Genomic DNA, 25,895 nt, shown 5'->3' with positions numbered 1-25,895 from the left:
GCTCTTTGGCTTTATCTTCTTTCCCTTCCCTTTATTCTCAAAGATCACTATGCTTTACTGTGTTTTATTCGCAGCAAGCGTTGAAGAATATACTACAAACCTATTCTCTTTGTCAACACCCTTTTGCTTTTTTTTCTTACTTTTTTTTCATTCTTCAATTTCCATTCGATCTAACACAGCTTTATCTATAATATCAAAAGGTATAATATTGAGACTATTATGTTCCTTGCCATAAATCGCATCAATAATAACGCGTGCCGCAGTTTTTCCCTGCCCCTCAGCATCTTGCAGAACGGTCGCAACCATCGTACCTTGTTGAATAGCTACTTTCCCTTCAATAGTTGCATCCACGCCTACTACAATCACATTATCAATACCCGAATAATCGAGAGCTTGAATTGCTCCTATTGCCATTTCATCATTGCTAGCAATGACAGCTGAAATTTGCTTACCATACTGCTTTAACCAGTTCATCATAATCGTAAAAGCTTTATCACGCTGCCATTCAGCACTCGCTTCAGCCAGCACAACAATTTCCGGATAGCGTTCTTGCAACACCTCTTTATTGCCGCGCACCCGTTCCACCGCAGCTTGCTGATCCAGCGGTCCAAGCAAAATAACAATATTTCCGCCGCCATGCAACAATTTTCCAAGATAGTCAGCTTGAAGCCGACCTGCAACAACTTCTTCGGAACTGACGACATACACGCCTTTCGGAATAAGATTTTTATTCGGATACGGATTACGGTTAATGTAACAAAGCGGGACACCCTCATCTTGAGCAATTGCAGTAGTAGTTGCCGCAGATTCCTCGTTAATAGGAACGACGATAAGCCCATCAACCTTTCGTGCTGCAAAATAGGCAACTTGATTCCGCTGTTTTACTATATCATCATCAGCGTTGCTTATTTCTATCTCTCCACCAGCCTCAAGGACTGCTTCTTTTACCGCATCTAGTATCTGTATTTGAAAAACATCTTCTATATTATTAAGACAATACCCTATGACAAACGAACGATTTATCCTATCAAGATCGCTATCGGACTCGGCGGGTGCCTGTTTTTGCACGCAGGCACAGAAAAACCACGGCAGCACAAACAAGACAACCAATAGTATGATAATACAGTTTTTTCTTCTATCTACTGTATCGGTATCATTACGATATGTCAGGTAACATTCTAAAGTTTCAGCCATTCTGCTAGTATGATGCCATTGAAAAGCAAAAACGTCAACAAGAAAAAAGCAATATTTACAATTTAATTGAACTAATTTTCGTTATACAGATATTATCCAATAACCGCAGCCCGCCCGTTCACACCGGTTGCAATATCCTATCATATCCCCAAAAATACAGAGACACTACAGTGATATACTACAAAATACACAATACTATGTAAGTATGAAGCATCTTTTTTATAATTGACGTAAGAAATATTATAAAATATACTAGAAAATAAGATGAATGATATAAAATTAGAGCTAAGACTTGTCGGAAATATAAGCGGATATTTCTTTATAGCAGATTATCAGCGAGGGTATCGATGGAAAGAAGAAGTTGAAATGTTGTTGAACGATATTTCAGAAATAGAAGAGGGCAAAAACTATTGTTTGCAGCCGATAGTTGTAAAGAAGATCGATGACAAATTTGAGCTGATCGACGGTCAACAGCGTCTGACGACTTTATATCTAATACAAAAATTTACAAAAACGTATCGCCCGAAAATTCAGGTAAAGTACTCTATTTCTTATGAAACAAGAGCAAATAGTAAATCTTATCTGGAGAATTTAGATTTTGATTCCCTTAATGAGGATTTTCACAATATTGATGAATATTTTATCACGGAAGCAGCAAAAATTATCAAACATTGGTTTGAAAAATTCAATAATACTGATGAAACAAGATATTCAAATGATGATGATGCAGCAAATGACATACAAACAAAGCTCAACAGTAAAGTGCATGTAATTTGGTATGAGGTTGATTCAACAGAAAATTCGACCCAACTTTTTACACGCTTAAACATTGGTAAAATCCCGTTGACCAATGCAGAACTTGTAAAAGCTCTGTTTTTGAGTAGAAATAATGGTCTCAACGACCAAAAACAATTAGAAATTGCAAGTCAATGGGATATTATCGAAAAAGAACTGAGGAATGATAATTTCTGGTGTTTCATAACGAATGAGAAGGCTGCAAAATATCCCACAAGAATAGAATTAGTTTTTGATCTGATGGCAGGCAAACAAATATCAGACAGAGAGCGTTTTAGAACATTTTTCTATTTCAGCAATAAAGTAAAAGGCGAAAGCAATAAAGCAGATGTTTGGCAAGAAATTTTACGCTATTATCAAAAATTAAAAGGATGGTATGAGAATTTTGAAGTGTACCATAAAGTAGGCTATCTTATTGCTACACAAGCGATTACTTTGGAGCGTTTACTGCATGAATCCGCAAATAAAACCAAGTCTGCTTTTCAGCAGTCTTTGGACAAAAAAATTGCACAGAGTATCAATTACAATAAAGATTATTCGGAATTGTCTTATAAACATGACGGCTTTCTAATTGAAAAGCTGCTTCTATTATTCAATGTAGAAACTATCAGACAGAAACATGATGTATTTATGAGATTCCCTTTTGAACGGCACAAAAAAGAAAAATGGAGTTTAGAACACATCCATGCTCAACACTCAGAGGGCTTGAACAAAAAAGAAGCTATAAAAGAATGGCTTGTAAATCACAAGCAATCATTAGAAAGCCTTCACGACCCGACATCAACTCCTTTGATACAGCGTTGCGATGATTTACTTCGGCAGCTTGATGATCCTAACGATAAATCGAACACAGGAGAAATCTTTGCACCGATTTTTGCCGAAGTTATCTCAAAACTTTCCGAGAATGGAGAACATGAAGAAATTCATAGTTTGGATAATATGGCTTTACTTTCCAGTAGTGATAATTCGACACTTAGCAACTCTACTTTTGATGTTAAGCGCAATAAAATTATTGCTATGGATAAAACCATTGACTACGTTCCTGTTTGCACTCGCCGTGTCTTTTTAAAGTATTACACCGATTCGGATAAAAACCAACTTCACTTCTGGGGAGAAGCTGATAGAAAAGCATACATAAAAAATATGAATGAGGTATTGAAAAAATACTTGGAAATTAACCAAAAGGAAATTGATTTATGACACCCGAGTTATATACTTTTAAGAATTTAATAGGCGCTTATTTTTCGATTAATGGAGAAGACTCCGTTCGCATAGATGAGATTATAATCCCTCGCATTCAGCGCGATTACGCACAAGGTCGAATCGGCGCATCAGAAAATAGGGTACGGGAACGCTTTTTGGATGCCTTGTATGAATCAATATATGAGCAGCGATCTATCACACTTGACTTTATTTATGGGGATGTAGAAGCAGGAAAGCTGACATTATTAGATGGTCAACAACGATTAACAACACTATTCTTGCTCTATTGGTACGCTGCCAAAAAAGAGAAGATTGAAAAACAGGCATATAATTTTCTGAAGTCTTTCTCATACGCTACACGATTCAGTTCAAGAGATTTCTGCAAGGCTCTCGTTGAAGAAGAAATCAATTTTTGTTCGGAAGAATTATCAAAAGAAATTGAAAATCAAGCATGGTATCCCTTCGATTGGAAAAACGACCCAACAATACAAAGTATGCTGGTGATGATTGATGCTATCAATAAAAAATTTAAAAATATTGAACATTTATGGCAATATCTTAGCGAAAAAAATCTTATTTCTTTTTATTTTCTGCCATTAGAGAAAATGGGATTAAGTGATGAATTGTATATAAAAATGAACTCTCGGGGTAAACCCTTAACGGATTTTGAACATTTTAAGGCAGAATTTTTAGAAATTATAAAAGCTCAAAGTGAACCGTTGTACAAAGAGTTCAGTCAGAAAATCGATATTGACTGGACAGATATACTTTTCCCATATCGGGGCGAGAATCAGATTATTGATGACAAGTTTATGCGTTATTTTAAATTTATTAGTCATATACTTTGTTATCACAACGATATTCGTCCTCTAGAATACAATGAGTTTAAATTAGCAAAGCAGCTTTATGCCAAAGAAAATGCAAACTCTATATCAAACTTAGAATTCTTAAAATCTGCATTTGATTGCTGGTACGGAATCGATATTGATGCTTTCTTTAATTCCGTCTTTTATACAGATTCTTATGAATGTGGAAAAACAAAATTGTATTTAAAAGAAGGGGAAACAACAAATTTATTTTTTGACTGCTGCAATTATCACTCAGAATTTGCAAATAATGGAAGGAACCGTTTGTTTTCTTTGAACAGTATATTGCTATTCTACGCTGTAGTGCTCTATCGGCAAAATATAACCTCTATCACTCAACAAAACTTTAGACGAAGAATCCGCATTGTCCGTAACTTAATAGAAAATTCTCAATATGAGATTCGTGAATTTGACCAATACGGCAACAACCAAATGCAGCGTCTGTTAAATGATGTGTCTGAAATTATTCTTAACGGGAATATCGTAACAGAAGATAGAGGTTTTAATCTTTTACAGAAACAGGAAGAACAATCTAAACTTGCATGGCTTCAGTCTAACAGCCAATACCAAGAAGAACTTTTTAAACTTGAAGATTATGACTTATTAAAAGGAACGATTTCTATTGTTGGATTACATTCCCATCAGAATTTCTCCAAATTCATTAATCTTTTTGATAATTGTGATAAAAAATTAATTAGTAAAGCATTGCTTTGTATTGGTGATTATTCTCAAAATTTAGGTTGGCGGACTCAATTAGGAGTAAAATCAAAAGATTCTGTTTGGGCAGATTTATTTCACCCGACAAAGCAACGGAATGAAGGCAATAGATTCCAGAATACATCAACAATTTTGAATCAGTTGCTCGCACGGCTGCCTAAGGACACAGCTGAGATTCAGATATTTTTAAAAACAGCTGTTTCCGACTATTTAAATAATTCTAATACCCCGAAGGACTGGCGATATTACTTCATTAAATATGAGCAAATGCATTATGATACGCACGGTATGTACTGGTGGCATGATAAAAAAGGAAAACCCTATGAGATAATTATAATGCATACAGGAAAAGCTCTTAGTGGAAAGAATTGGAATATTTTTTCTTATGTGCTATCTGAACTATATCCCGATGTATTTGAACTTGGAAATTTTGCATATCAGGGCGATAAACTAAAAATAAAGAATGAAAATACCTATATTGAAATTTTCAATGATAAAGTTATAGTCACCAAAGAAAATCAGGATGCATTCTATTTTTTAATCCCGCAAAATAGCGATGGTATAGATTTGGAAGATAGAATAGAAAAAATAAGCCAAGAATTAAGAGGCAAAGGGCTTTTATCTTAAGGGTACTTTGATGCTGCTAAGCATTCCCAAATATCCCTGTACGGTTTTGCGATCTTTGTTTCGAGATATGGTCCTTACACCGCCATCTTTATTTTAGTATAGCGGGTTAGCAGATTTTACCGCCCGAAATTTTTATATCAGTATTGTTTTCTATAATAGCTTCAAGCGCTAACGTAATCCCGCGGAGAATGGTTTCTACGCTCATAGAGGGTGTTAAAAGCGGTTTTCCGATCGCTTGTTCAGGTAAAAATTGATACCCACCCGTTCAACGGAAATGTCTGCTCTGCTGCCTGCTTGCCCGATACTCAGCACGACATCGGGATTTTCTTGTTCAACTGCTGCAGTTATTTTTGCTAATGACTTTCCTACCACTGTGGGAACTTCCAGCTTGATAATTTTTACACCCAAGATGTTTGCTTATGAACAAAAATCCCTGCTGTATATATCCGTAAGCATCAACAATACTCTGCAGTTATTTCTTTACGGCAAAATAATGGCGCGCCCATTCCTTATCATCAACAAGAATATGGTTAAACAGCCAATCGCGCAAAAAGCGCACAAAAGAATTCGGGATAAGTTGCTTTCCGTTTTTATAGGCATTTACAGAACTGAGTATTTCTTTTATAAATAGCTCGTGCTGCATTTTATGCTCCCGTAATCCCGGATAGTTAATACTTTCCATTATGCCCTCTTCATCCTTAAAATGAAACATGACATATTCCACCAATTCTTTCATAACATCCTTGAATGTTTCATCCAGTACAGCTTTCTCATCAAGACATGCACTATATAACTGATTAATTAAATCAACAAGATGCCGATGCTGTTTGTCGACACTTTCTACGCCAACATTGTAGCTGGTATTCCACGAAACAAAATTAGGCACACAAAACTCCTTCTCATTTTAACATTAGCAGCTCTCTTCATTATATCGGCGGGTCATACCATAAAAAAAAGCCTTGAAACAAGGTTCAAGGCTTTTTCTGCTCGTTATGCAGCGTTGCAATACCGTGTAGTAGACACAACTCGCAGATGAGCCGTTTTGTTTTCTACCACCGGTAATGGGCAAATGCTTTGTTCGCTTCTGCCATACGATGGGTATCTTCCTTCTTTTTATAGGCAGTACCCGTATTATTGTAAGCATCAATAACTTCAGCAGCTAAGCGATCTGACATTGCATGACCATTCCGCTTGCGGGCAGCGCCGATTATCCAACGCATTCCAAGCGCTTCACGGCGGGCTTCACGAATTTCGATCGGCACCTGATAGGTAGCGCCGCCAACACGACGAGATTTTACTTCTACCAGCGGCTTGACATTCTCAAGCGCCTTTGTAAACACAGCAAGAGGGTCCTCACCGGTCTTTGTTTTGATAACATCAAAGCAGTCATAAAGAATTGCTGTAGTCGTTGATTTTTTGCCATCGAGCATCATACGTGCAATAAATTTTGAAAGCATCACACTGTTATACCGAGCATCCGGCGCGATAGGTCTATTGATTGTCTTCTTTTTTCTTCCCATAATACACCTCCTTACGCCTTAGGCTTCTTAGCGCCGTACTTGGAACGCCCGCGCTTGCGGTCGGTAACTCCGAGTGTATCCTTAGTTCCGCGAATAATATGATAGCGGACACCAGGTAAGTCTTTAACACGTCCGCCGCGGATAAGCACAACGGAGTGTTCCTGTAAATTATGACCAATACCCGGAATATATGCAGTTACTTCAATACCATTGCTTAAACGCACACGAGCAACTTTCCGCAATGCGGAATTCGGCTTTTTCGGTGTAACTGTCATTACACGGGTGCATACGCCGCGCTTTTGCGGGCATGACTGTAATGCAGGACTCTTGGTTCGCGAGACGACCGCTTTACGTCCCTGCTTTATCAACTGATTAATTGTAGGCATTTGCCCTAACTCCTTCTATTTTTCCGCCAGCACCACGGATTTTAGTTTCATTCTATTTCAGATGCTGCCGCTTTTGCTCTGCAATGACCGGCAGCTCGCACATTAAGGCATCTCTAAAAGGAAACATAATCAGCGCCCTCGACACAAAGCATCAGGTTACTGAACCCCTCGCACGAATACGCATTTTAGAGAGCCGTATACCATCGGACCATTTTAGTGGAGGAAGCCGTTTCTGTCAATCCTCAGCGTCACTTGAGGCATCATCAGTATCTTGCGGCTCATCATACCCAGCCTCAACAGCAATACTTTCATCATAGCCCAAATCATCGTCGGCATCAAAATCCTCTGCAGCTGCTTCAGCCTCAGCTTCTTCCAGCTCACGCTTACGCCGCTCCAGGATTTCGTTGACCTGCTCGTCCAAATCGCTCATGTTCTTATCAAAGAGCTTGACCGACCGATACTGCGGCATACCGGTTCCTGCAGGAATAAGATGCCCGATAACAACATTTTCCTTCAAGCCGCGAAGCTCATCCGTTTTACCGGCAATAGCCGCATTGGTAAGAACCTTCGTAGTTTCTTGGAACGAGGCTGCCGAAATAAACGAATCGATATTGAGAGCAGCCTTCGTAATACCTTGGAACATTGGACGTGCAATGGCAGGCTGACCGCCCTCAGCAGTAACCCGCTTGTTTTCCGCATGGAACTGATATTTATCAACTTGCTGACCATAAATAAACCGTGTATCACCGACAGAGACAACTTCAATCTTACGCAGCATCTGGCGTACAATAACACCGATATGCTTATCACTGATAGAAACACCCTGCATTCGGTACACGTCACGGATTTCGTTCATCAGGTAATTCTGTAGCGCATTTTCACCCAAAATTGCCAAAATATCATGAGGATCAAGATTTCCGTCACAGAGCCGCTCACCAGCTTCAACCGTATCACCATCACGGATAAGCAGCCGCCGCGACATCGGCACCAGATGCTTATATTCCTTCCCATAGTGGTCGCGGACAATAACAATCCGCTTACCCTTCAGCAAGCCCTTAAACGAAACAGTACCGGTAACTTGTGCCAGTACCGCGGGTATTTTAGGACGGCGGGCTTCAAAGAGTTCTGAAACACGGGGCAAACCACCGGTAATATCCTGCGTTCTTACCGCAGCCTGTGGGAGCTTAGCAATCATATCTCCAGCTTTAATCGGAGAGTCTTCTTCAACCATAAGCTGAGCGCCATCCGGCAAATAGTAGAAGCCGAGCGCATTACCGGATTCATCAGAAATAAACACCCGCGGCTGCAGCGTCATATCAGCTTTCAATTCTGAAATATGCCGTTCCGTAGTACCTGTGTCGGTAACCTCTTCTTTCAGCGTAGAACCGGGGATAATATCTTCAAACCGTACAAAACCATCCTGTTCCGCTAAGATCGGTTCATTATGAGGATCGAATGTTGCAATAATCGAGCCTGCCGGCACATATTCATCTTTTTTAACCACTACCGTTGAACCGTTTCTGATCTCAGTTTTCTGCTCAGGAGCGGTTAAATATAAGGAGGAACCATTTATATAGGCAAAAGCATTGATAAGACTCTTTACCTCTGTTCCATCGGCAGCAGTGTAAAGCACATCGTTGCACAGTACCCGTGCCGTATGCTGCACAACAAGAGTATCGCCGGCTGTAAGATTATACTCTTTCAAAACCTTTTCAAATACAAGAGTACCGCGGCGGGTAAAGAGCAGCGCTCCATTATCCCGCGGGATTGCCGTACCCACAATATCTTTGACAATAATCGGGTACTTAAACTCGATATGGTTTTCCTTGGCAGTACTGCTTGCGGTACCGCCTACGTGGAAGGTACGCATCGTCAGCTGAGTACCCGGCTGACCAATTGACTGCGCCGCAATAATACCGACTGCTTCACCGATTTCAACAATCTTATTCCGCGCGAGGTTTCTTCCATAGCACTTAATACATACACCGTGCTTGGATTCGCAGGTAAGAACAGTACGAAGTTTGACTGACTGCACACCAGCTTCTTCGATCTTTGCGGCAATGTCATCGGTAATATATTCGTTTACATCGATTAGCAATTCATGGGAAATCGGGTGAACAACCCGTTCCAGCGTATATTTTCCAACAATGCGCTCGCTCAAGGATTCAATAACTTCATCTCCTGCCTTTACCGCCTCATACTCGATACCGTTAATCGTACCGCAGTCCTCTTCGTTGACAACGACATCCTGAGCAATATCAACGAGACGGCGTGTCAGGTAACCGGCATCTGCTGTTTTCAGAGCCGTATCAGCAAGACCTTTCCGCGCTCCGTTTGTTGAAATAAAGAACTCGATAACATTCAAACCTTCTTTAAAGTTTGAACGGATCGGTAATTCGATAATATCACCGCTCGGTTTTGCCATAAGACCGCGCATACCGGCAAGCTGACGTATCTGGTTACGGCTGCCGCGTGCACCGGATGTAGCCATCATATAGATAGTATTAAATCCGTCCTTATCTTTAGCAAGCGTATCCATCATGATGTTAGTCAACTCTTCATTGGTTTTTGACCATACTTCAACAACCTTGTTATACCGCTCTTCCTGGGTGATACTACCGCCGCGGTACTGGTTATATATAGAAAGAACTTCTTTATTTGCTTTTTCGAGGATACCGGACTTCTCTTGCGGAATAATGATATCATCCATACTCAGGGTTGCACCGAAGAATGTTGCATAGTAATATCCGACAGATTTGAGCTTATCCAACATCTGCACAGTAACATACGTTCCCTTTGTGCGGTAGACCGTTTCAATCAGCTTGCGGATTTGCTTATCATCCAAGGTAGTGTTTACGAAAGGAACGCCTTCAGGCATTTCCTCATTAAAGGCAAGACGGCCGGGCGTTGTTTCTACCTCTTCACCGCGATACTTAATTTTAAGAAGATCCTGCCAGCCGATGGATTTTGCTTCCGCAGCCATCATAACCTCCTCAACAGAGGAATACTGACGCAGCTGCTGCCCTTCTTTTAGAGACCGCGGCTTTGTTAAATAGTACAACCCAAGAACCATATCCTGTGAAGGGTATACAATGGTCTTGCCGTTTGCGGGGTCAAGTAAGTTCCGGCTGGAAAGCATGAGTGTCCAGCACTCCATCTGGGCAGCCTGTGTCAGCGGCACGTGAATAGCCATCTGGTCGCCGTCAAAGTCGGCATTAAAGGGCTTACAAACCAGCGGGTGAAGTTTAATTGCCTTCCCTTCAACAAGAACCGGCTCAAAAGCTTGGATACCAAGGCGGTGCAGTGTCGGCGCACGGTTCAACATAACAGGATGCTCACTGATAACCTCATCAAGCACTCCGAATACCGCTCCGTCCTCCTGCTCAACCATGATCTTTGCTTTTTTAATATTGGAGACAACCTCTTTCTGTACAAGCTTTTTCATAATGAAGGGCTTAAAAAGCTCCAGCGCCATCTTCGTCGGTAAGCCGCACTGCCAGAGCTTCAGCTCCGGTCCGACAACAATAACGGAACGTCCTGAATAGTCAACACGTTTACCGAGCAGGTTTTGGCGGAATCGCCCCTGCTTACCTTTCAGCAGATCGGAAATAGACTTGAGCGGACGGTTTGAGGTTCCCTTGATAACTCGTTTCCGTTTTGAGTTGTCGAATAAGGCATCAACAGCCTCCTGCAGCATCCGTTTTTCATTCCGGATAATAATATCAGGAGCTTTGAGACTCATAAGACGGGTAAGACGGCTGTTCCGATGGATAACACGGCGGTAGAGATCATTTAAGTCCGATGTTGCAAAGCGTCCGCCATCCAACTGTACCATCGGGCGCAGATCGGGCGGTATAACAGGAATGACATCAAGGATCATCCATTCGGGCTTATTGCTCGATGTTCTAAAGTGCTCAACAATTTCAATCCGCTTTAAAAGCCGCTTATCGCTTTTAGCACCTTTTTCAATCATCTTCAAGCGGAGCTGTGCCGCAAGTTCATCCAAGTTTAAATTGCTCAAGAGGGTCTTAACCGCTTCTGCTCCCATATTTGCAGTAAAAGCGCCGCCATGCCGCTCTTGTGCAGCCCGGAATTCATCTTCACTCAGCAGCTGATTTTTCTTGAGGTCGGTTCCACCCGGTTCAATAACAATATATTTTTCGTAGTATAATACTGAGCGAAGCGCTGCTACCGGCAAATCGAGCAACAACCCCATCCGGCTGGGTACCGACCGATAGTACCAGATATGAGAAACAGGGGCTGCCAATTCGATATGCCCCATACGCTCACGGCGTACCTTAAAATGGGTAACTTCTACGCCGCAGCGGTCGCAGATAACACCTTTATAACGGATAGACTTAAACTTCCCGCAAAAACATTCCCACTCTTTGGTTGTCCCGAATATACGCTCACAAAAAAGCCCATCGCGCTCCGGGCGGAGCGTACGGTAATTAATGGTTTCCGGTTTCTTTACTTCGCCGTAAGACCACTCACGGATTGCTTCAGGCGAAGCGAGCTTAATCATAATATTATCAAAATCTTGTATATCTCTCATAGCCCATCCTCATCTTAATTTGAAAACTTAGAGCTTTTTTCATTGATCAATTCTTCATCACGTTCGGTAAGCGGAATACGCTTTCCTTTTTGATCATAAATCGTAAAGTCCAAAGCTAAACCGCGCAGTTCTTGTACCAATACGTTAAACGATTCCGGAATGCCGGCAGCCGTAGTTGCCTGTCCCTTTACAATCGATTCATATATCTTCGACCGCCCATGCATATCATCCGATTTAATGGTTAACAATTCCTGCAAGGTATTTGCCGCACCATACGCTTCAAGCGCCCAAACTTCCATTTCTCCCAAACGCTGACCGCCGAACTGTGCCTTACCGCCAAGGGGCTGCTGTGTTACCAGCGAGTACGGCCCGGTAGACCGTGCGTGCATCTTATCATCTACCAAGTGCGCCAGCTTCATAAAGTAGATAACCCCGACAAAAACATCATTTTGGAAGGGCATACCCGTTCGTCCGTCACGCAGCTTGACCTTTGAGTTTGCAGGAATACCTGCCTGTACAAGCTTTTGCTCGATTTGCTCATTCGTCGGCGACTGGAATACCGGGGCTTCATACCATTCATCAAGACGCAAACCTGCTAATCCTAACTCAGATTCCAAAATCTGACCGATATTCATACGGGACGGAACGCCGAGCGGGTTCAAACAAATATCCAGCGGGGTTCCATCTTCCATATACGGCATATCTTCTTCCGGCAAAATACGGGCAACAATACCTTTGTTCCCGTGCCGTCCTGCCATTTTATCACCTTCGCGCAGCTTACGTTTTGTCGCAATCAGTACTTTGATAAATTCATCGACACCGGGACTCAGATCATCCCCCTGCGAACGCTTGAGACGCTGCACATCAATAACAGTGCCCTCAATTCCGTGCGGAACACGAAGAGAAGAGTCGCGCACATCCTTTGCTTTTTCACCAAATATTGAGTTCAAAAGCTTAAACTCAGGGGTTGTTTCGGACTCATTTTTAGGGGTGATCTTTCCAATGAGGATATCGCCCGACCGCACCTGAGCGCCGATACGGATGATGCCCTCCGCATCCAGATTGTCGAGGCTCTTTTCCGATTTATTGGGAATATCACTGGTAATCCGTTCCGCTCCCAGCTTTGTTTCGCGGACTTCGGTAGAAAATTCTTTAATATGCACTGAGGTAAACATATCTTCTTTGATAACACGGCGCGAAATAAGGATAGCATCTTCGTAGTTATACCCATTCCACGGCACAAAGCCTACCAAAATATTACGTCCCAGTGCGAGTTCACCCTGATATGTTGCAGGCCCATCAGCAATAACCTGCCCCACTTCAACATGCTGTCCCACCGAAACAATCGGACGCTGGTGGTAGCAGGTATCTTGGTTTGTCCGCTGATATTTCAACAACACATAATCACGGATTTTTCCTTCATCACCATCAGCCTTGATCGATATTTTTTCTGAAGAAGCATATACAACCGTACCGCTTTGCTTTGCTTTTACTAAAACGCCGGAGTCGTATGCACACTTACCTTCCATACCGGTACCAACCCGAGGAGGCTCCGGAAACACCAGAGGGACACCCTGACGCTGCATGTTTGAACCCATAAGGGCGCGGTTTGCGTCATCATGCTCCAGGAAGGGAATCAAAGAAGCAGATACAGAGATAATCTGTTTTGGAGAGACATCCATGAACTGTACATCTTTTGAGTTACGTGTTGTATAATCGCCTTGATGCCGGCATGCAATCTGCTCGGCAGTAATGGTACCGTCGCTTTGCACAGCCGTTGAAACCTGCGCAATGTAGTACTTATCCTCATCCATTGCTGAAAGATATTCAACTTCCCGTGTTGCCACACCGTTTACAACCTTTACATACGGAGCTTCGAGGAAACCATAGTCGTTGACATGTGCATAACTTGCCATCGAAACAATAAGACCGATATTCGGACCTTCCGGTGTTTCAATGGGGCACATCCGTCCATAGTGCGTATAGTGAACGTCACGAACCTCAAAACCTGCCCGATCACGTGAAAGTCCGCCTGGCCCCAAAGCATTCAAACGGCGCTTATGAGTAAGCTCTGCAAGCGGATTGACCTGATCCATAAACTGGGAAAGTTGACTTGCACCAAAAAACTCTTTAATCGTTGCAACGATCGGCTTTATAGAAATAAGTTCTTGCGGCTTAATCGTCTCAATTTCTTTTGATCCCATCCGCTCACGTGCAATCCGTTCCATACGCAAGAAGGCGGTTTTTAATGTATTCGTCATCAACTCACCAACCGAACGGACGCGCCGGTTTCCTAAATGATCAATATCATCTATAGAAGCTGCGCCAATATATACTTGAATGAGATACTTCATCGTATTTACAATATCATCGAGGATAAGGGTACATTCTTCCACCGGCTGCGCATAGTCAAACTTTTTGTTGAGCTTATACCGCCCTACCCTGCCGAGGTCATAGCGGCGGGAAGAAAAGAACATCGACGTTAAATCTTTTTCGGCTGCTTCCACCGTCATAGGATCACCAGGTTTTAAGGCTGCATAAACCACCGACAAAGCTTCCTCTTTGGAAGGTTCTTGTCCCTTGGCAGCATCAGCAAAACGGATTTCCTCACGCTCAAAACAGTTGATAATAACAGGAGAATCAAGACTACCGTCCGCTTTAAAATCGATTACGGATATTTCGGTAATATTATTTTGATGCAGTTCATCAATAACGTGGGGATGTATTTTCTCACCAGCCTGATACAGAGTACGCTCACCTGACTCATCGGTAATCGTTATCCGTTTTGCAAAAACACGCCCTACCAGCTTATCATAAGCAGCGCTGCCTTCAGCAACAGACAGCACTTCAGTCTTATAAAAAAAGTCAATTATCTGTTCACGGGTTTCGTACCCCAATGCCCGCAAAAATAAGGTTCCAAGAATGCGTTTCTTTTTATCCAGCTTTGCGTAAATTAAATCTTTCTTTTGATCAATCTCAAATTCCAACCAACTGCCTCGGTAGGGGATAATTCGGCTTGAATAGACACCTTTATCATGAGAAAAGATAACCCCCGGAGAACGGTGAATTTGCGAAACGACAACCCGTTCAGCGCCGTTGATAATAAATGTCCCTCGCTCTGTCATTAAGGGAATATCGCCCATGTAGATACTTTTACGGCGAATTTCACCGGTTTGATTGAACACCAAGTCTATTTGAGCTTTAAGAGGGATCGCATAGGTTAACCCCTTCTGCTTACATTCGTACTCGCTAAACTTTATATCATTTTCATCAAGCGTATATGATTGATATTCCAGGGTCATATCGCCATTCGGACTTTCTATTGGGAAGGTTGTCCGGAACACATCCTCCAGACCGACCTCTTCCGACGTATTACCGCTTTGATGAACACCGCGGCTTAAGAACTTTTCATACGAAGCGAGCTGGATATCTATTAAGTTAGGCAGCTCCATAAAATTCTGAATATTTTTTCCGATATATTGGCGATTAACCGTTTTCCGAACAAGCATCCCATATCCCCCTTCACTTGCTTGAGCAGATCCATAATCTTGCAAAGACCACGGCACTCAATGTGCAGCTCATTATTAAAACCGATAGAACCTACTGAAAACCGCCATTCCTAAAGGCTCGTGTTATATCATCAAACCATCAGCCTTCTGGCGCGGACAGCTGACAAGTCCTTATTTCCTATTTTTACTTTACTATTCTGAATAAACTACAAAAGCCTCCCCGCAAAACGAGGAAGCTACAAACAAACATGAGAAAAATCACAAGATCAAAGAAATGCCGATTGTATCATACAACCGGCATCTGTTAAAAAAACTAGGCAATCTCGATCTCTGCACCGGCAGCAGTCATTGCTTCTTTAATTTTCTGAGCTTCCTCTTTAGAAACATTCTCTTTCAAGACTTTCGGAGCACCTTCTACAAGTTCTTTTGCTTCTTTCAGACCAAGACCTGCAACAACGTTCCGAACTTCTTTAATAACTCCAATTTTCTTGCCGGGGTCTGCCAAACCTTTTAAGGTTACAGTGAACTCAGTCTGTTCCTCAGCAGGAGCAGCGCCCGCCGCACCGCCAGCAACCACAGCTACAGGAGCTGCTGCTGTTACACCGAACACCTCCTCCATGGACTTAATAAGCTCGGAAAGTTCGAGAATTGTTTTCTCTTTAATTGCTTCAATAATTTGTTCATTGGTTAATGCCGCCATATTATCTTCTCCTATAAAATAAATTTACAGCTTATACAAGCCGCAGTAAAGGCAGACAGGAAGACAGCGCATGAAGCCTGACTGCCGAAATTTTATTATGCCTCAGCGGATGCAGGAGCTGCACTTGCGCCGTTCTCTTTGTCAACAATAGCTTGAAGAGTACGCACAAATTTAGCAGTCGTGGCATTAACCGTAGACATAAACATTGCAATAAGTTCTTTTTTGCCGGGCAGTTTAGAGAATGCTTCGATCTTTGCAGCATCATAGAACTCCCCATCAACCACCGCCCCCTTAACAACAAGAGCAGGGGTTTCTTTTGCAAATTCAAACAAAGTTTTGGCAGCAGCATTTGCATCTTCGCTGACCATTGCTACTGCTGTGGGACCAACCAAGTAATCCTTGGCATCTAATTGCATAGAATCAAAAGCTATACGCGCAAAATTATTACGCACAACCTTGTACGTACAATTATTTTCACGCAGCTTTGCACGGAGCTGAGTAATCTGCTCCACCGACAATCCGCGATATTCTGTAAAAATAAAAGATGTCGAAGCCTTTAATTCATTGGTTATATTTTCAATAGCAGCCGTTTTTGAGGGCTGCGGTTTATGTGCTCGCAATGCCATCTTATTCTCCTACCTTATAATCAATCCAGACACCGGGCCCCATTGTAGAGCTGATAGAAACAGACTGCACAAAATCAGCCTTCGCATCGGTAGGCTTTTTCCGCACAATTTCCGTCAGTAATGTTGTGATATTTTCGGCAACCTTATCGGTATCCATAGAAACCTTTCCGATTGCTAAATGTACAACACCTGTCTTGTCGGCACGAAACTCCACCCGTCCTTTTTTCAGTTCGTTAATTGCAGCAGTAATATCAGTAGTAACAGTACCGGTTTTAGGATTCGGCATAAGCCCTTTACGCCCCAAGACCATACCAAGCCGTCCAACATCCTTCATCATATCAGGAGTTGCAACTGCGACATCAAAGTCAAGCCAACCGCCCTTCACTTTTTCAATATACTCTGCAGCGCCTGCATAGGCAGCACCGGCATCCAAAGCCTCTTTTACACGATCCTCTTTACAGAAAACCAATACGCGTTTTTCACCGCGGAACTGATGCGGAAGCACAACAGTATCCCGAACACTCTGATTCTTTCCGATTTTAAGACTGACATGTACTTCAACGGTTTCATCAAACTTCGCAAACTTCAGCTCTTTAACCAGATCAACCGCTTTAGGTACAGGAAACAAAGCCGTACTATCATACTTTTTTAGTGCATTACGATAATTTTTTCCGTGCTTCATTTAACGCTCCACCTCCACGCCCATACTACGTGCAGTACCTGCAACGATCTTCTTAGCAGCTTCCAAATCATTTGCAGTAACATCAGGCAGCTTCATCTTTGCAATTTCTTCCAATTTTGCTTTCGAGAGCTTCGCAATTTTCTGCGTCATTGAATTAGAAGAACCCTTTTGAATATTACAAGCCTTTTTAATCAAAACAGCAGCAGGCGGTGTCTTCAAAATAAAAGTAAAACTTTTATCGGAATACACAGTAATAACAACAGGAACAACAAGACCAGGCTCCATTGATTTTGTACGGTCATTAAACTGCTGTACAAACTGAGGCGCACTCACACCATGAGGTCCAAGAGCAGGACCAACAGGCGGAGCCGGCGTTGCCTTTCCGGCAGGACACTGCAATTTAATAACCGCAGCAACCTTTTTTTTTGCCATAATTATCTCCTTCTGGTATTAACGGGAATACACTTCCCTCCCATAAAAATAAAAATCAACACATAAAAAAAATAATAATAACTAAACCAACTCAACCTGCAGCATATCAACTTCCACAGGCGTTGTCCGTCCAAATATAGGCACCATAACACGCAATTTATTACGCTCAGACATAATCTCTTCAACACTACCGGTAAATGATGCAAAAGGACCTTCAATAATCTTAACCTGCTGACCTTCTGCGAAAATCTGTGCAGCACGAGGCTTTTCACCCTTAATTTCACCCGATTTCTGCAACACACTCTTCGCTTCTTCAGCAGAAATAGCCTGCGGACGAGCATCACCCACAACGCCCAAAAAACCGGTAACACCATGAATACGCCGTATAGGAGCACAAACCCCTTTCCAATTCGTAGCAGGCAAATCCATCTCTATAAGAATATAGCCCGGCAAAAACTTCCGCCTAACAACCTTTTTCTTACCGTCTTTTACCTCAGTCAATTCTTCTTCAGGTATTTTAATTTCAGACACAACACCGGGAGGTATGCTATTATTATCTATAAGTTGACGTATCGCCCGCTCAATCTTTTTTTCATACCCTGAAAAGATATGAAGAATATACCACTCTTTTGCCATACCCGTCCCTTAAAAGAACCATCCCAAGCAGGCAACAAAAAAAGCATCAACCGCACCAAAGAAAACAGCAACAAGAATAGTAGAAACGATAACAACTTTAACAGCAGCAACAACATCATCACGAGTAGGCCAAACCACTTTACGCAGCTCAGCAATACATTCTTTCCCGAAAGTAATTATTTTTGACATACCTACCCCTTATTCAAGAAACAGGCCAGGAAGGACTCGAACCCTCAACATTCGGTTTTGGAGACCGACGCTCTGCCATTAGAGCTACTGACCTATATAAACGGTGAGAATTATAACCAATAATACTTATTATTACTTAATCTTCGCTTCTTTATGCAGAGTATGCTTACGATCAAACGGACAATACTTGCTTAACTCAAGCTTTCCTTGAATGTTTTTTCGATTTTTTGCAGTCGTATAGTTCTTCCGCTTACACTCACTGCACTGCAGCGAAATCAGCTCAACAGACGTTTTTTTAGCCATTACAACCTCCCTCTAAAAAAAGAAAAAGCTTCCGAGCGGAATCGAACCGCTGACCCCAACCTTACCATGGTTGTGCTCTGCCGACTGAGCTACAGAAGCATAAGACATCTTAGAATATCAGAAGCGCAAAAAAGTGTCAAGCGCAGCAAAATATTTTTCACACATAAATTACGGATTAAATAAACCGACTTCGGGAGCACGCACCCGCACCAACGCAGTATACATATCAGCATTAGCCTTTATAAAATCCTCACTTGAAACAAACGCCCCGTTTTCATATATATCAAGATGAAACGCACCCCATTCGTCAAAGTAAGGAAAGAACACCGCTATCTTATCATACGTTCTCAGCTCCGCTCCGGTGGATCCAGCACTCAAACAAGCCAGATAAAAATGATCCGCTTCGGTTATCGTAAGATAATACAAAAGCGGCAACAGGTATGATGTTTGATAGCCTGCATACTGTTGACAACCTAAAAACTGCGCCTGCCGCGCCGATGATTTTTCAAGCTTTGATGCAGACACTCCATCAAGCACAAAGGGACACACCGTTACATCCAAACCGGAATCAGAAGGATATACAGTACGGCTGAGATTCAGAGTTAAAGCTGCAGCACCAAGATTACGAATCCAATCAAGCCCAAGAAACACATCAGCTGTAGAAAGCATAGGTTTGGTAAAATGCGTTTTCGGCACATCCGTCGAAAGCTTAAGTGATTCCACCATAATCCCCTGCCCTGCGACAGGCCGCACCATCCCATCAATTACCCACTTTGCAAAGCCGGCAGCATCAACACCGCCGCTTATTTCCGACCGAATTTGATCTATTCTAAGAGCGGAGGTAAGCTCCAACTCCGTCTGAGGCTCAAGCGTACTGATGTGCACAGGTTTTCCTTCATGATCAAAACAAGCATCAGCTACATACACCAACCGGTCAAGCCGGCTTTGTACAATCTGCGACAACACCCGCACTGGACTATTATAACACGGCAGGTTAAATATATCCCATGGAACAACCGCATTAGTCAATGCCTTTAAACGAGAAAGCGAAAGCTGATACAAAGCCTCAAAAGGAACGCCTACCGCTATACCTCTACACACATAGGCATTAAAGAGACGAATATCGATAAAGGACTTCCCGCGATACGCTTTTTTTGCAGCCGGATGCAGAGAAATTAAAAGAGCAGGATTCTCGCGCGGATATATTTTAATTGATAGCGGGGCCCCCGTATCAACACTCCGCTGCAGCATCCATGCCCCTTGCGGAACAAGATTTCGGTCAGGAATACTATAGTCGGTCAGCAACGGTATCACAGAGACCGTATAGGTAGTCTTATCGTTTTCCGCATAGGCGCCGGACACCGTAAAAGCATTACCTTTGGAATCCGTATACACTTCAGCCCCAAGTTTTATAACCTCGTCGATCGGCGCAGACAGCCACTTACTCAAAATAAGCTGACGTATTTCGGCAGAATCGGGAATTTGATCAAAAGGATAGAGGCGGACGGCTTGCTGAGTCTCTGAAGACGGCACTGTTTTTATCACAGCACCGGCAGGAGCAGCTTCTTTGCTAACCTCAATACCGGGGATTACAGATGCATCAGCAGCAAAAAGAGGATAAACACTCAATATACATAAGAGAATACCGGTAAAAAAACAACACGGAATCCAAAAAACAGCTCTTTTCATACGTCTATGGTATCGGCACGCACAGTCCACAGCTTAAGAAAGCATCTGAGGATACTGTAGATTGCCCTGGAATGCTCAGCACTTAACCGGAATAAACCGAACGGCGGAAATGCAGAAACTCTGCAGCATATTTTTGCGGTGTACAAAGATGGCCGCAGCCATTTGCAAGATGAAAAATATCGGTAGAATTAAGAACAGCTGCATCGAGATTATGTTCGACGGACACAACTGTCAACCCACTCTCCGTATTCAGTTTTTTGATATAGGCATAAATCTCCTGTTGGCTTTGGATATCAATACCGGTTGACGGCTCATCCAGTATCAAAAGATCAGGTTCACCGATAAGCGCACGGGCAATATACATTTTTTGCAGCTGTCCTCCGGAAAGCGTTCCGATCCGGGCATGTTTATGTTCAAGCAGCCGCACATCGGCAAGAATGCGGTCGATAATACTTTTATCATGGCATTTCCGTACAATGCGATAGGAATTTAAGGCTTCGTATACAGTAATGGGAAAACCGCTTACTGCGGCTTTTTTTTGAGGCACATACCCAACCATTTGGGTACCGCAGCGGATAGTTCCTGCATCAGGAAGCACTAGAGAGAGGATGAGCTTAACCAGTGTACTTTTTCCTGTTCCGTTTTCACCGACAATCGAGATATATGCCCCTTTTTTAATAGTAAGACATAAATTTTCAAATAGCGCCTTGCCGTTACCGTAGCGGAAAGAAAGATTTTGAATACACACCATACTGCATTCGGCTGTATGTTCATGTACAGAGGAGCATGCAGCGCACACGGCAGACAGACACTCTTCCATTGCGGTATTAGTCCTGCTTGTGAAACTTTGCATTCAGCTTATCACACAAAGCCTGCAGCTGTTCTTCTTTTTCGATAGCATGCTGTTTCAGCAGAATAGGCGGTATTTGATAGTAGTTGATATTTCCCTCAGTATACTGCAGCATAAACTCCGCAAACCCCACAGTAGCAATCAAGTTACAATATTCCTTGGGCGCTGATTCAGGATCATATTGATACTTTATCGTATTGATGATGGCGGCAGGCAGATGCCACTTTTCCGCTACAGCTACACCGATTGCTTGATGCTCCATTCCTGCCATAACGCTTTGTATAACCGGCTCAGGAATATTCCTTTCAGTTTTCAGATCATTGATTTGTTCCAGTAATTTAGGATAAATCGAACTAAATATGATTTTTCCCAGATCATGCAAAAGAGCACACACATAGATTTCTTCAAGAATACCGACTTTCCCCTGTATTTTTGCAATATTATACGCAAAAAATGCACATTTGTAGGTATGATCCCACAGTTTTTTCTGCTCTTCATTCGTAACATTTAAGACCTGCAAAGTGCCGACTGAATACAACAGGTGTTGAATACCGCGCAATCCAGCCATTTTAACCGCTTCGTTAATACTCATACACTCTTTCGTCAGTCCGAATGCCGCAGAGTTGACCATCTTGAGAAGATCAGTTGTTAAGGCAATATCATCGCTAATCAATGAAGCAATAGTCCCCATCGTTGCATTTGGATCATTGATGAGGTGTTGAATTTCCATAATTTTTTCAGGGAATTGCGGCATTTCATCAATATACTCAACAATAGTCTTGGTTAATTCTAACAGATGCCGGTTTGCTTCAAAATCCGTCGGAATAGTAATCCGATTAATCGTCATATCTTTTTCGGTAATAAGCTCAAAAGCATCTTCCTGTAAGCCGATTTTTTTCAGCATCAGCAGCATAATAATCAGTCCAAGCCCTGCCCCTTCGGTATCATCAATAGCTTGCATAAAAGCCTGATCAACGGTCTCATAATCCCGCGCAACGACCATCCGATCGAAAATACGTTTAAATTCGGTTGCAACCATCTGTACATTATTGCGTACCTCAAAAATGATACAACCGGGCTTTGCCTGCATAATCACTTTAATATACAAGCCCTCTTTTTTTTGCTGCTGAAGATAGTAATCAATATTACTCAAACTCTCTTGCTTAAAATTGAGCATACCTTCATCATAGGACTTTTGATCATAGATATCAAAACCTTTTTCTTTAAAATATACACGTTTTGTATTGGCTTTTTTCGCATTAGTAGTCAGCTCATTCAAACAATAGACAATATAGTCTTCAATTTCCGTTTGATGCACAGCTCCAAGAAAAACTTTTACTACCTCAACAATATATGTTTCCGTTTCTTTAGGAAGCGTATAAGTGTTAATTGAAAGAGGGATATTCATCTGAACCGCTTGCCCAATTTTATTTTTATCAACCGGAATACTGGTACTATTACTCATGATGGATAGTATACGGGAATTTAAGAATTTCCGCAATGCGTCTTGACAAAAAGCACAGAGATTCCGCGAGGCATTCTTTTCGTTTATCACACAAACATTGGGGGTGTCTCAATGCAGTTTTAGTATATCACTCCACTTTGAATTTTCCGACCTCATTTGCCAGATTCTCAATACTTTGTCTATTTTTTTGTGTCATTTCATTTACTTCTTGTACGCTATTGTTAATCTGCACAGCACCGGAAGCCATCTCATTCATACTTTCAGTAATACGCCGGGTAAGCTCATCTAATTTATGCATTTCATGTGCAACCCCCTCCCCGCCTTTCAGCATTTCTTCAGAACCTGCTTGTACTTCTGTGGTAACCATATTGATATCTTTAATAGCCGTCAGTACTTCTTTACTCCCCTTTGCCTGTTCTCTCATAGTTTCCGTTAGCAGGTTACTCATATCTGTAACCTTCTGCGTAAGATTGAAGATAGTATTAAACTTCTCTTCTACAGTTTTAGAGGATGCAGAAAGCGTTTCTATTTCACCGGTAAGCATTTTTAGTGTCGCCGTAATCGTTTTACCTTGCATTGCAGAATCTTCCGCCAGTTTACGGATTTCGTCAGCAACAACCGCGAACCCCTTTCCTGCTTCACCAGCATGAGCAGCTTCTATAGCAGCATTCATTGCTAACAAGTTTGTTTGCGATGCAATATGCTGGATAACGCCCGAGGCTTCCATCAAAGAACCTGATTCTTCTGCAATCTTTTGCGTTACCGTATTCGAAGTTACCAATGTGGCTTTACCATCATCGGTTGCAGACACAAGGTCTTTGATAATCGTATCAGTTGTTGTGAGCGTTGTACTAATTGAGTCAACATTTGCAACCATTTGCTCAACTGATGATGAAGACTGCGCTACGCTTGCAGCCTGTGTTTCGATACTGTTGCTCAGCTGCTTAATCGTTCTGATAATCTCTTCAACCGTTGCGGCAGTTTCGGCAACACTTGCGGCCTGTGTAATTGTCTGCTGCTTAACACCTTCAATGTTTGTGCTAATTTCTTTGATGGAATGCGCAGTCCGGCTCATATTCGCGGAAAGTTCTTTACCAACTTCTTCCATAACACTGCTGTTTGTTCCGATTGCCTGAATAGATGTAGCAATCTTGTGTATTGTTTCATTAAAATATTGAGATAGGTCTGTAACCTCATCATTGCCGCTTACAGCCATACGTACCGTTAAATCACCTTCCCCTTGTGCAATATCCTTTAGCGCAGCCACCAGCTTTTGAAGCGGCTTTACCATACTCCGCGCAACAAAATACACAATGATGAGTGAAACTGCTAAAACTGCGCCCCAAATGATATTCATAAAAAGGCTCATCATGTTTACTGATGCCATAAATTCTTGGTAGGGCGCTGTGATAATTACCGTCCATCCTGATAATTTGCTCTTAGCATAGGATGATAGCGTTTCTGCTCCTTCATTATTAAAGTATTCAACTCCTGGTGTTGTAGCTTGGAGCGCTTTCGTTTCAAAGGCTGCGAGGGGCGCTATACTCGGATCCATTTTAGCCTCTTCTACGGAATTATATTGGTCTTCTACGAAGCGCACATCTCTATCTGCAATTGTATTTCCGTTCAAGCCAAGAATATAGCAATAACCTTTTGTACCGATAGTTATATCTTTTATAGCCTCAGATAAGCGTGTTGCCGGTACGGCTGCACTTAATACACCGATAATAGTTTTATCATCACCGATAATCGGTACTGCATAGATAATTTGCAGGGTGTTTGAGACACGGGAGAGAGTCGGCTCTGCTACGAAAGGTTTACCCGAGGCGGCTGATAAAAACCATTCTCTATCGCCGACATAAACCGGTTTTCCGTCATCGGTGCCGTACCGGTTTCCTTTCATATCTGCAACACCGAAATACTCAACTCGGGAATTATTCCCCGCTTCATGAGTCAGCATTTGTACTCTTTCGTAGTATGAAAGAGCAGTATCTCTTAAAGCCGGCATACGGGCAACCCCTTCAACAAATTGGAGTGTAGCCTGTATTCTTCCGTCAATAATTTCTGCAACATCGGCAGCTTTATCCGTTAAATGATCTTGAATTTTTTCAGTTACGGCATTGCGGGCAACTGTGACACCCAGTACAGTTTCTATCATAAGGGCAACAAAAATAAGTGAGCCGAATATGAGCATCAGTTTTTTTCCTAAGGAAAAACGTTTCTTTGTTAATTTTTTATGCATACTACATCTCCTCTCATGCCTTATCGATACTTCCATAAAAAGTCAAGAAAACAGCTTTTATTTACCCCCATAAAGGCGGCGATAGTATCCCCTCGAATGCTGCTATACTAAGACTGAGCATTCCTATCCTGCTTGCAGACAGCTTGAACGATACACCGAAAACTTTTTATACTTTTGGAAATAAAAATCCCCCGACGCAGAGCATCGTAGTTATATTACTCTTGTAAGGTAATTGAGGTTTGCTTTAATCCCCCTCTGTGACGACTCAATCAGTCTCAGGGTATTAATGCTCCCTATGAATAAATTTTAATTTGATTATGGATTTTATATCGATAAATATTAGCGATAGTTTTATACACTATTTTCAACAGTTAGTCTACAATAACCTGTAAAAAACTGTAAAAACTTTCAGAAATTCTGCATAAAAAATTGTAAAGTCATATTATGTAATAATTTGTCCATTTCACTCCTCATGCCTTTTTTTTTGCAGGCTGCATTGTTGTAACCTATTGCCATACAATGATTTAAACAGTTGCAATGAGGAATCCCTCATTTTTACGTGCAGATCGCTTGCGTAAAAGCCTTTTTCACTTTATACTGCCTGCATTGCTTATCGGGAAGCTGATGGGATCTGGTGGTCTTCGCGGTCTTCAAAACCGTTGGTTGCATAATTCGCAACGGCAGGTTCGATTCCTGCCTCTTCCGATTT

The 25,895-nt window shown here is 42.1% G+C and carries 21 protein-coding genes and 3 tRNA genes; 3 read left to right on the top strand and 21 right to left on the bottom strand.

Annotated features, from left to right (window positions below; genetic code table 11):
• Positions 1–147 precede the first annotated feature (147 nt).
• Complete coding sequence (locus ACTTJ8_RS03460) at positions 148–1,194, bottom strand: substrate-binding domain-containing protein (RefSeq protein ID WP_442718867.1); 1,047 nt, start codon at positions 1,192–1,194, stop codon at positions 148–150.
• Between the two features lie 264 nt (positions 1,195–1,458).
• Between ACTTJ8_RS03460 and ACTTJ8_RS03455 the strand changes: the two genes are divergently transcribed.
• Both ACTTJ8_RS03455 and ACTTJ8_RS03450 read left to right on the top strand, forming a co-directional pair.
• Positions 1,459–3,189, top strand: a complete 1,731-nt coding sequence (locus tag ACTTJ8_RS03455; protein WP_442720311.1) for a DUF262 domain-containing protein — start codon at positions 1,459–1,461, stop codon at positions 3,187–3,189.
• On the top strand, positions 3,186–5,402 hold the full coding sequence (locus ACTTJ8_RS03450; RefSeq protein ID WP_442720310.1) for a DUF262 domain-containing protein: 2,217 nt from the start codon (positions 3,186–3,188) through the stop codon (positions 5,400–5,402). Before ACTTJ8_RS03455 ends, ACTTJ8_RS03450 begins: the two co-directional genes overlap by 4 nt.
• Before the next feature lie 106 nt (positions 5,403–5,508).
• On the opposite strand, the gene ACTTJ8_RS03445 is transcribed toward ACTTJ8_RS03450, so the two are convergent.
• The 20 genes from ACTTJ8_RS03445 to ACTTJ8_RS03350 form a co-directional block, all read right to left on the bottom strand.
• Positions 5,509–5,607 (bottom strand): hypothetical protein, encoded by a 99-nt coding sequence (locus tag ACTTJ8_RS03445; protein WP_442720309.1) that lies wholly within the window; start codon positions 5,605–5,607, stop codon positions 5,509–5,511.
• 8 nt (positions 5,608–5,615) lie between these two features.
• Entirely contained in the window at positions 5,616–5,810 is a 195-nt protein-coding gene (locus ACTTJ8_RS03440; protein ID WP_442720308.1) for a pyroglutamyl-peptidase I family protein, read from the bottom strand.
• 64 nt (positions 5,811–5,874) lie between these two features.
• Positions 5,875–6,288 carry a bacteriohemerythrin gene (locus ACTTJ8_RS03435; protein WP_442715651.1) on the bottom strand — a complete coding sequence of 138 codons (414 nt, stop codon included), beginning with the start codon at positions 6,286–6,288 and terminating at the stop codon, positions 5,875–5,877.
• 163 nt (positions 6,289–6,451) lie between these two features.
• Positions 6,452–6,922: a 30S ribosomal protein S7 gene (rpsG, locus tag ACTTJ8_RS03430; protein ID WP_442715652.1), complete on the bottom strand. Its 471-nt coding sequence runs from the start codon at positions 6,920–6,922 to the stop codon at positions 6,452–6,454.
• Between the two features lie 11 nt (positions 6,923–6,933).
• Positions 6,934–7,308 carry a 30S ribosomal protein S12 gene (gene rpsL, locus ACTTJ8_RS03425; RefSeq protein ID WP_442720307.1) on the bottom strand — a complete coding sequence of 125 codons (375 nt, stop codon included), beginning with the start codon at positions 7,306–7,308 and terminating at the stop codon, positions 6,934–6,936.
• Between the two features lie 235 nt (positions 7,309–7,543).
• Positions 7,544–11,863 (bottom strand): DNA-directed RNA polymerase subunit beta', encoded by a 4,320-nt coding sequence (rpoC, locus tag ACTTJ8_RS03420; RefSeq protein WP_442720306.1) that lies wholly within the window; start codon positions 11,861–11,863, stop codon positions 7,544–7,546.
• Between the two features lie 14 nt (positions 11,864–11,877).
• Positions 11,878–15,372, bottom strand: a complete 3,495-nt coding sequence (gene rpoB, locus ACTTJ8_RS03415) for a DNA-directed RNA polymerase subunit beta (protein ID WP_442715655.1) — start codon at positions 15,370–15,372, stop codon at positions 11,878–11,880.
• A gap of 313 nt (positions 15,373–15,685) precedes the next feature.
• A complete protein-coding gene (gene rplL / locus ACTTJ8_RS03410) occupies positions 15,686–16,072 on the bottom strand; it encodes a 50S ribosomal protein L7/L12 (protein WP_442715656.1) in 387 nt (128 codons plus the stop codon).
• A gap of 95 nt (positions 16,073–16,167) precedes the next feature.
• Positions 16,168–16,698 (bottom strand): 50S ribosomal protein L10, encoded by a 531-nt coding sequence (rplJ, locus tag ACTTJ8_RS03405; RefSeq protein ID WP_442715657.1) that lies wholly within the window; start codon positions 16,696–16,698, stop codon positions 16,168–16,170.
• Between the two features lies 1 nt (position 16,699).
• A complete protein-coding gene (gene rplA, locus ACTTJ8_RS03400; protein WP_442715658.1) occupies positions 16,700–17,380 on the bottom strand; it encodes a 50S ribosomal protein L1 in 681 nt (226 codons plus the stop codon).
• Entirely contained in the window at positions 17,381–17,815 is a 435-nt protein-coding gene (gene rplK / locus ACTTJ8_RS03395) for a 50S ribosomal protein L11 (protein ID WP_442715682.1), read from the bottom strand. It lies immediately after the preceding gene.
• Between the two features lie 78 nt (positions 17,816–17,893).
• Entirely contained in the window at positions 17,894–18,448 is a 555-nt protein-coding gene (gene nusG / locus ACTTJ8_RS03390; protein ID WP_442715659.1) for a transcription termination/antitermination protein NusG, read from the bottom strand.
• A 9-nt stretch (positions 18,449–18,457) separates the two neighbouring features.
• Positions 18,458–18,637 (bottom strand): preprotein translocase subunit SecE, encoded by a 180-nt coding sequence (gene secE / locus ACTTJ8_RS03385; RefSeq protein ID WP_442715660.1) that lies wholly within the window; start codon positions 18,635–18,637, stop codon positions 18,458–18,460.
• Positions 18,638–18,658: 21 nt separating this feature from the next.
• Positions 18,659–18,731: transfer RNA gene (locus ACTTJ8_RS03380), tRNA-Trp, on the bottom strand.
• A 38-nt stretch (positions 18,732–18,769) separates the two neighbouring features.
• Positions 18,770–18,940 carry a 50S ribosomal protein L33 gene (rpmG, locus tag ACTTJ8_RS03375; RefSeq protein WP_442715661.1) on the bottom strand — a complete coding sequence of 57 codons (171 nt, stop codon included), beginning with the start codon at positions 18,938–18,940 and terminating at the stop codon, positions 18,770–18,772.
• A gap of 26 nt (positions 18,941–18,966) precedes the next feature.
• Positions 18,967–19,039, bottom strand: a tRNA-Thr gene (locus ACTTJ8_RS03370).
• Between the two features lie 69 nt (positions 19,040–19,108).
• Positions 19,109–20,629: a hypothetical protein gene (locus ACTTJ8_RS03365; protein WP_442715662.1), complete on the bottom strand. Its 1,521-nt coding sequence runs from the start codon at positions 20,627–20,629 to the stop codon at positions 19,109–19,111.
• A gap of 82 nt (positions 20,630–20,711) precedes the next feature.
• A complete protein-coding gene (locus ACTTJ8_RS03360) occupies positions 20,712–21,380 on the bottom strand; it encodes a metal ABC transporter ATP-binding protein (protein ID WP_442715683.1) in 669 nt (222 codons plus the stop codon).
• A gap of 76 nt (positions 21,381–21,456) precedes the next feature.
• The gene (locus ACTTJ8_RS03355; RefSeq protein WP_442715663.1) at positions 21,457–22,944 is read right to left on the bottom strand and encodes an HDOD domain-containing protein; all 1,488 of its coding nucleotides are present in this window, start codon (positions 22,942–22,944) and stop codon (positions 21,457–21,459) included.
• A gap of 127 nt (positions 22,945–23,071) precedes the next feature.
• Positions 23,072–25,186 (bottom strand): methyl-accepting chemotaxis protein, encoded by a 2,115-nt coding sequence (locus ACTTJ8_RS03350; protein ID WP_442715664.1) that lies wholly within the window; start codon positions 25,184–25,186, stop codon positions 23,072–23,074.
• A 616-nt stretch (positions 25,187–25,802) separates the two neighbouring features.
• Between ACTTJ8_RS03350 and ACTTJ8_RS03345 the strand changes: the two genes are divergently transcribed.
• A tRNA-Sec gene (locus ACTTJ8_RS03345) sits at positions 25,803–25,892 on the top strand.
• Positions 25,893–25,895: the final 3 nt, after the last annotated feature.

It is taken from the genome of Treponema sp. (assembly GCF_052169735.1).
Classification (GTDB): Bacteria; Spirochaetota; Spirochaetia; order Treponematales; family Treponemataceae; genus Treponema.
The sequence above is the reverse complement of the archived record's forward strand: the minus strand, read 5'-3'. Positions and strand labels throughout refer to the sequence as shown.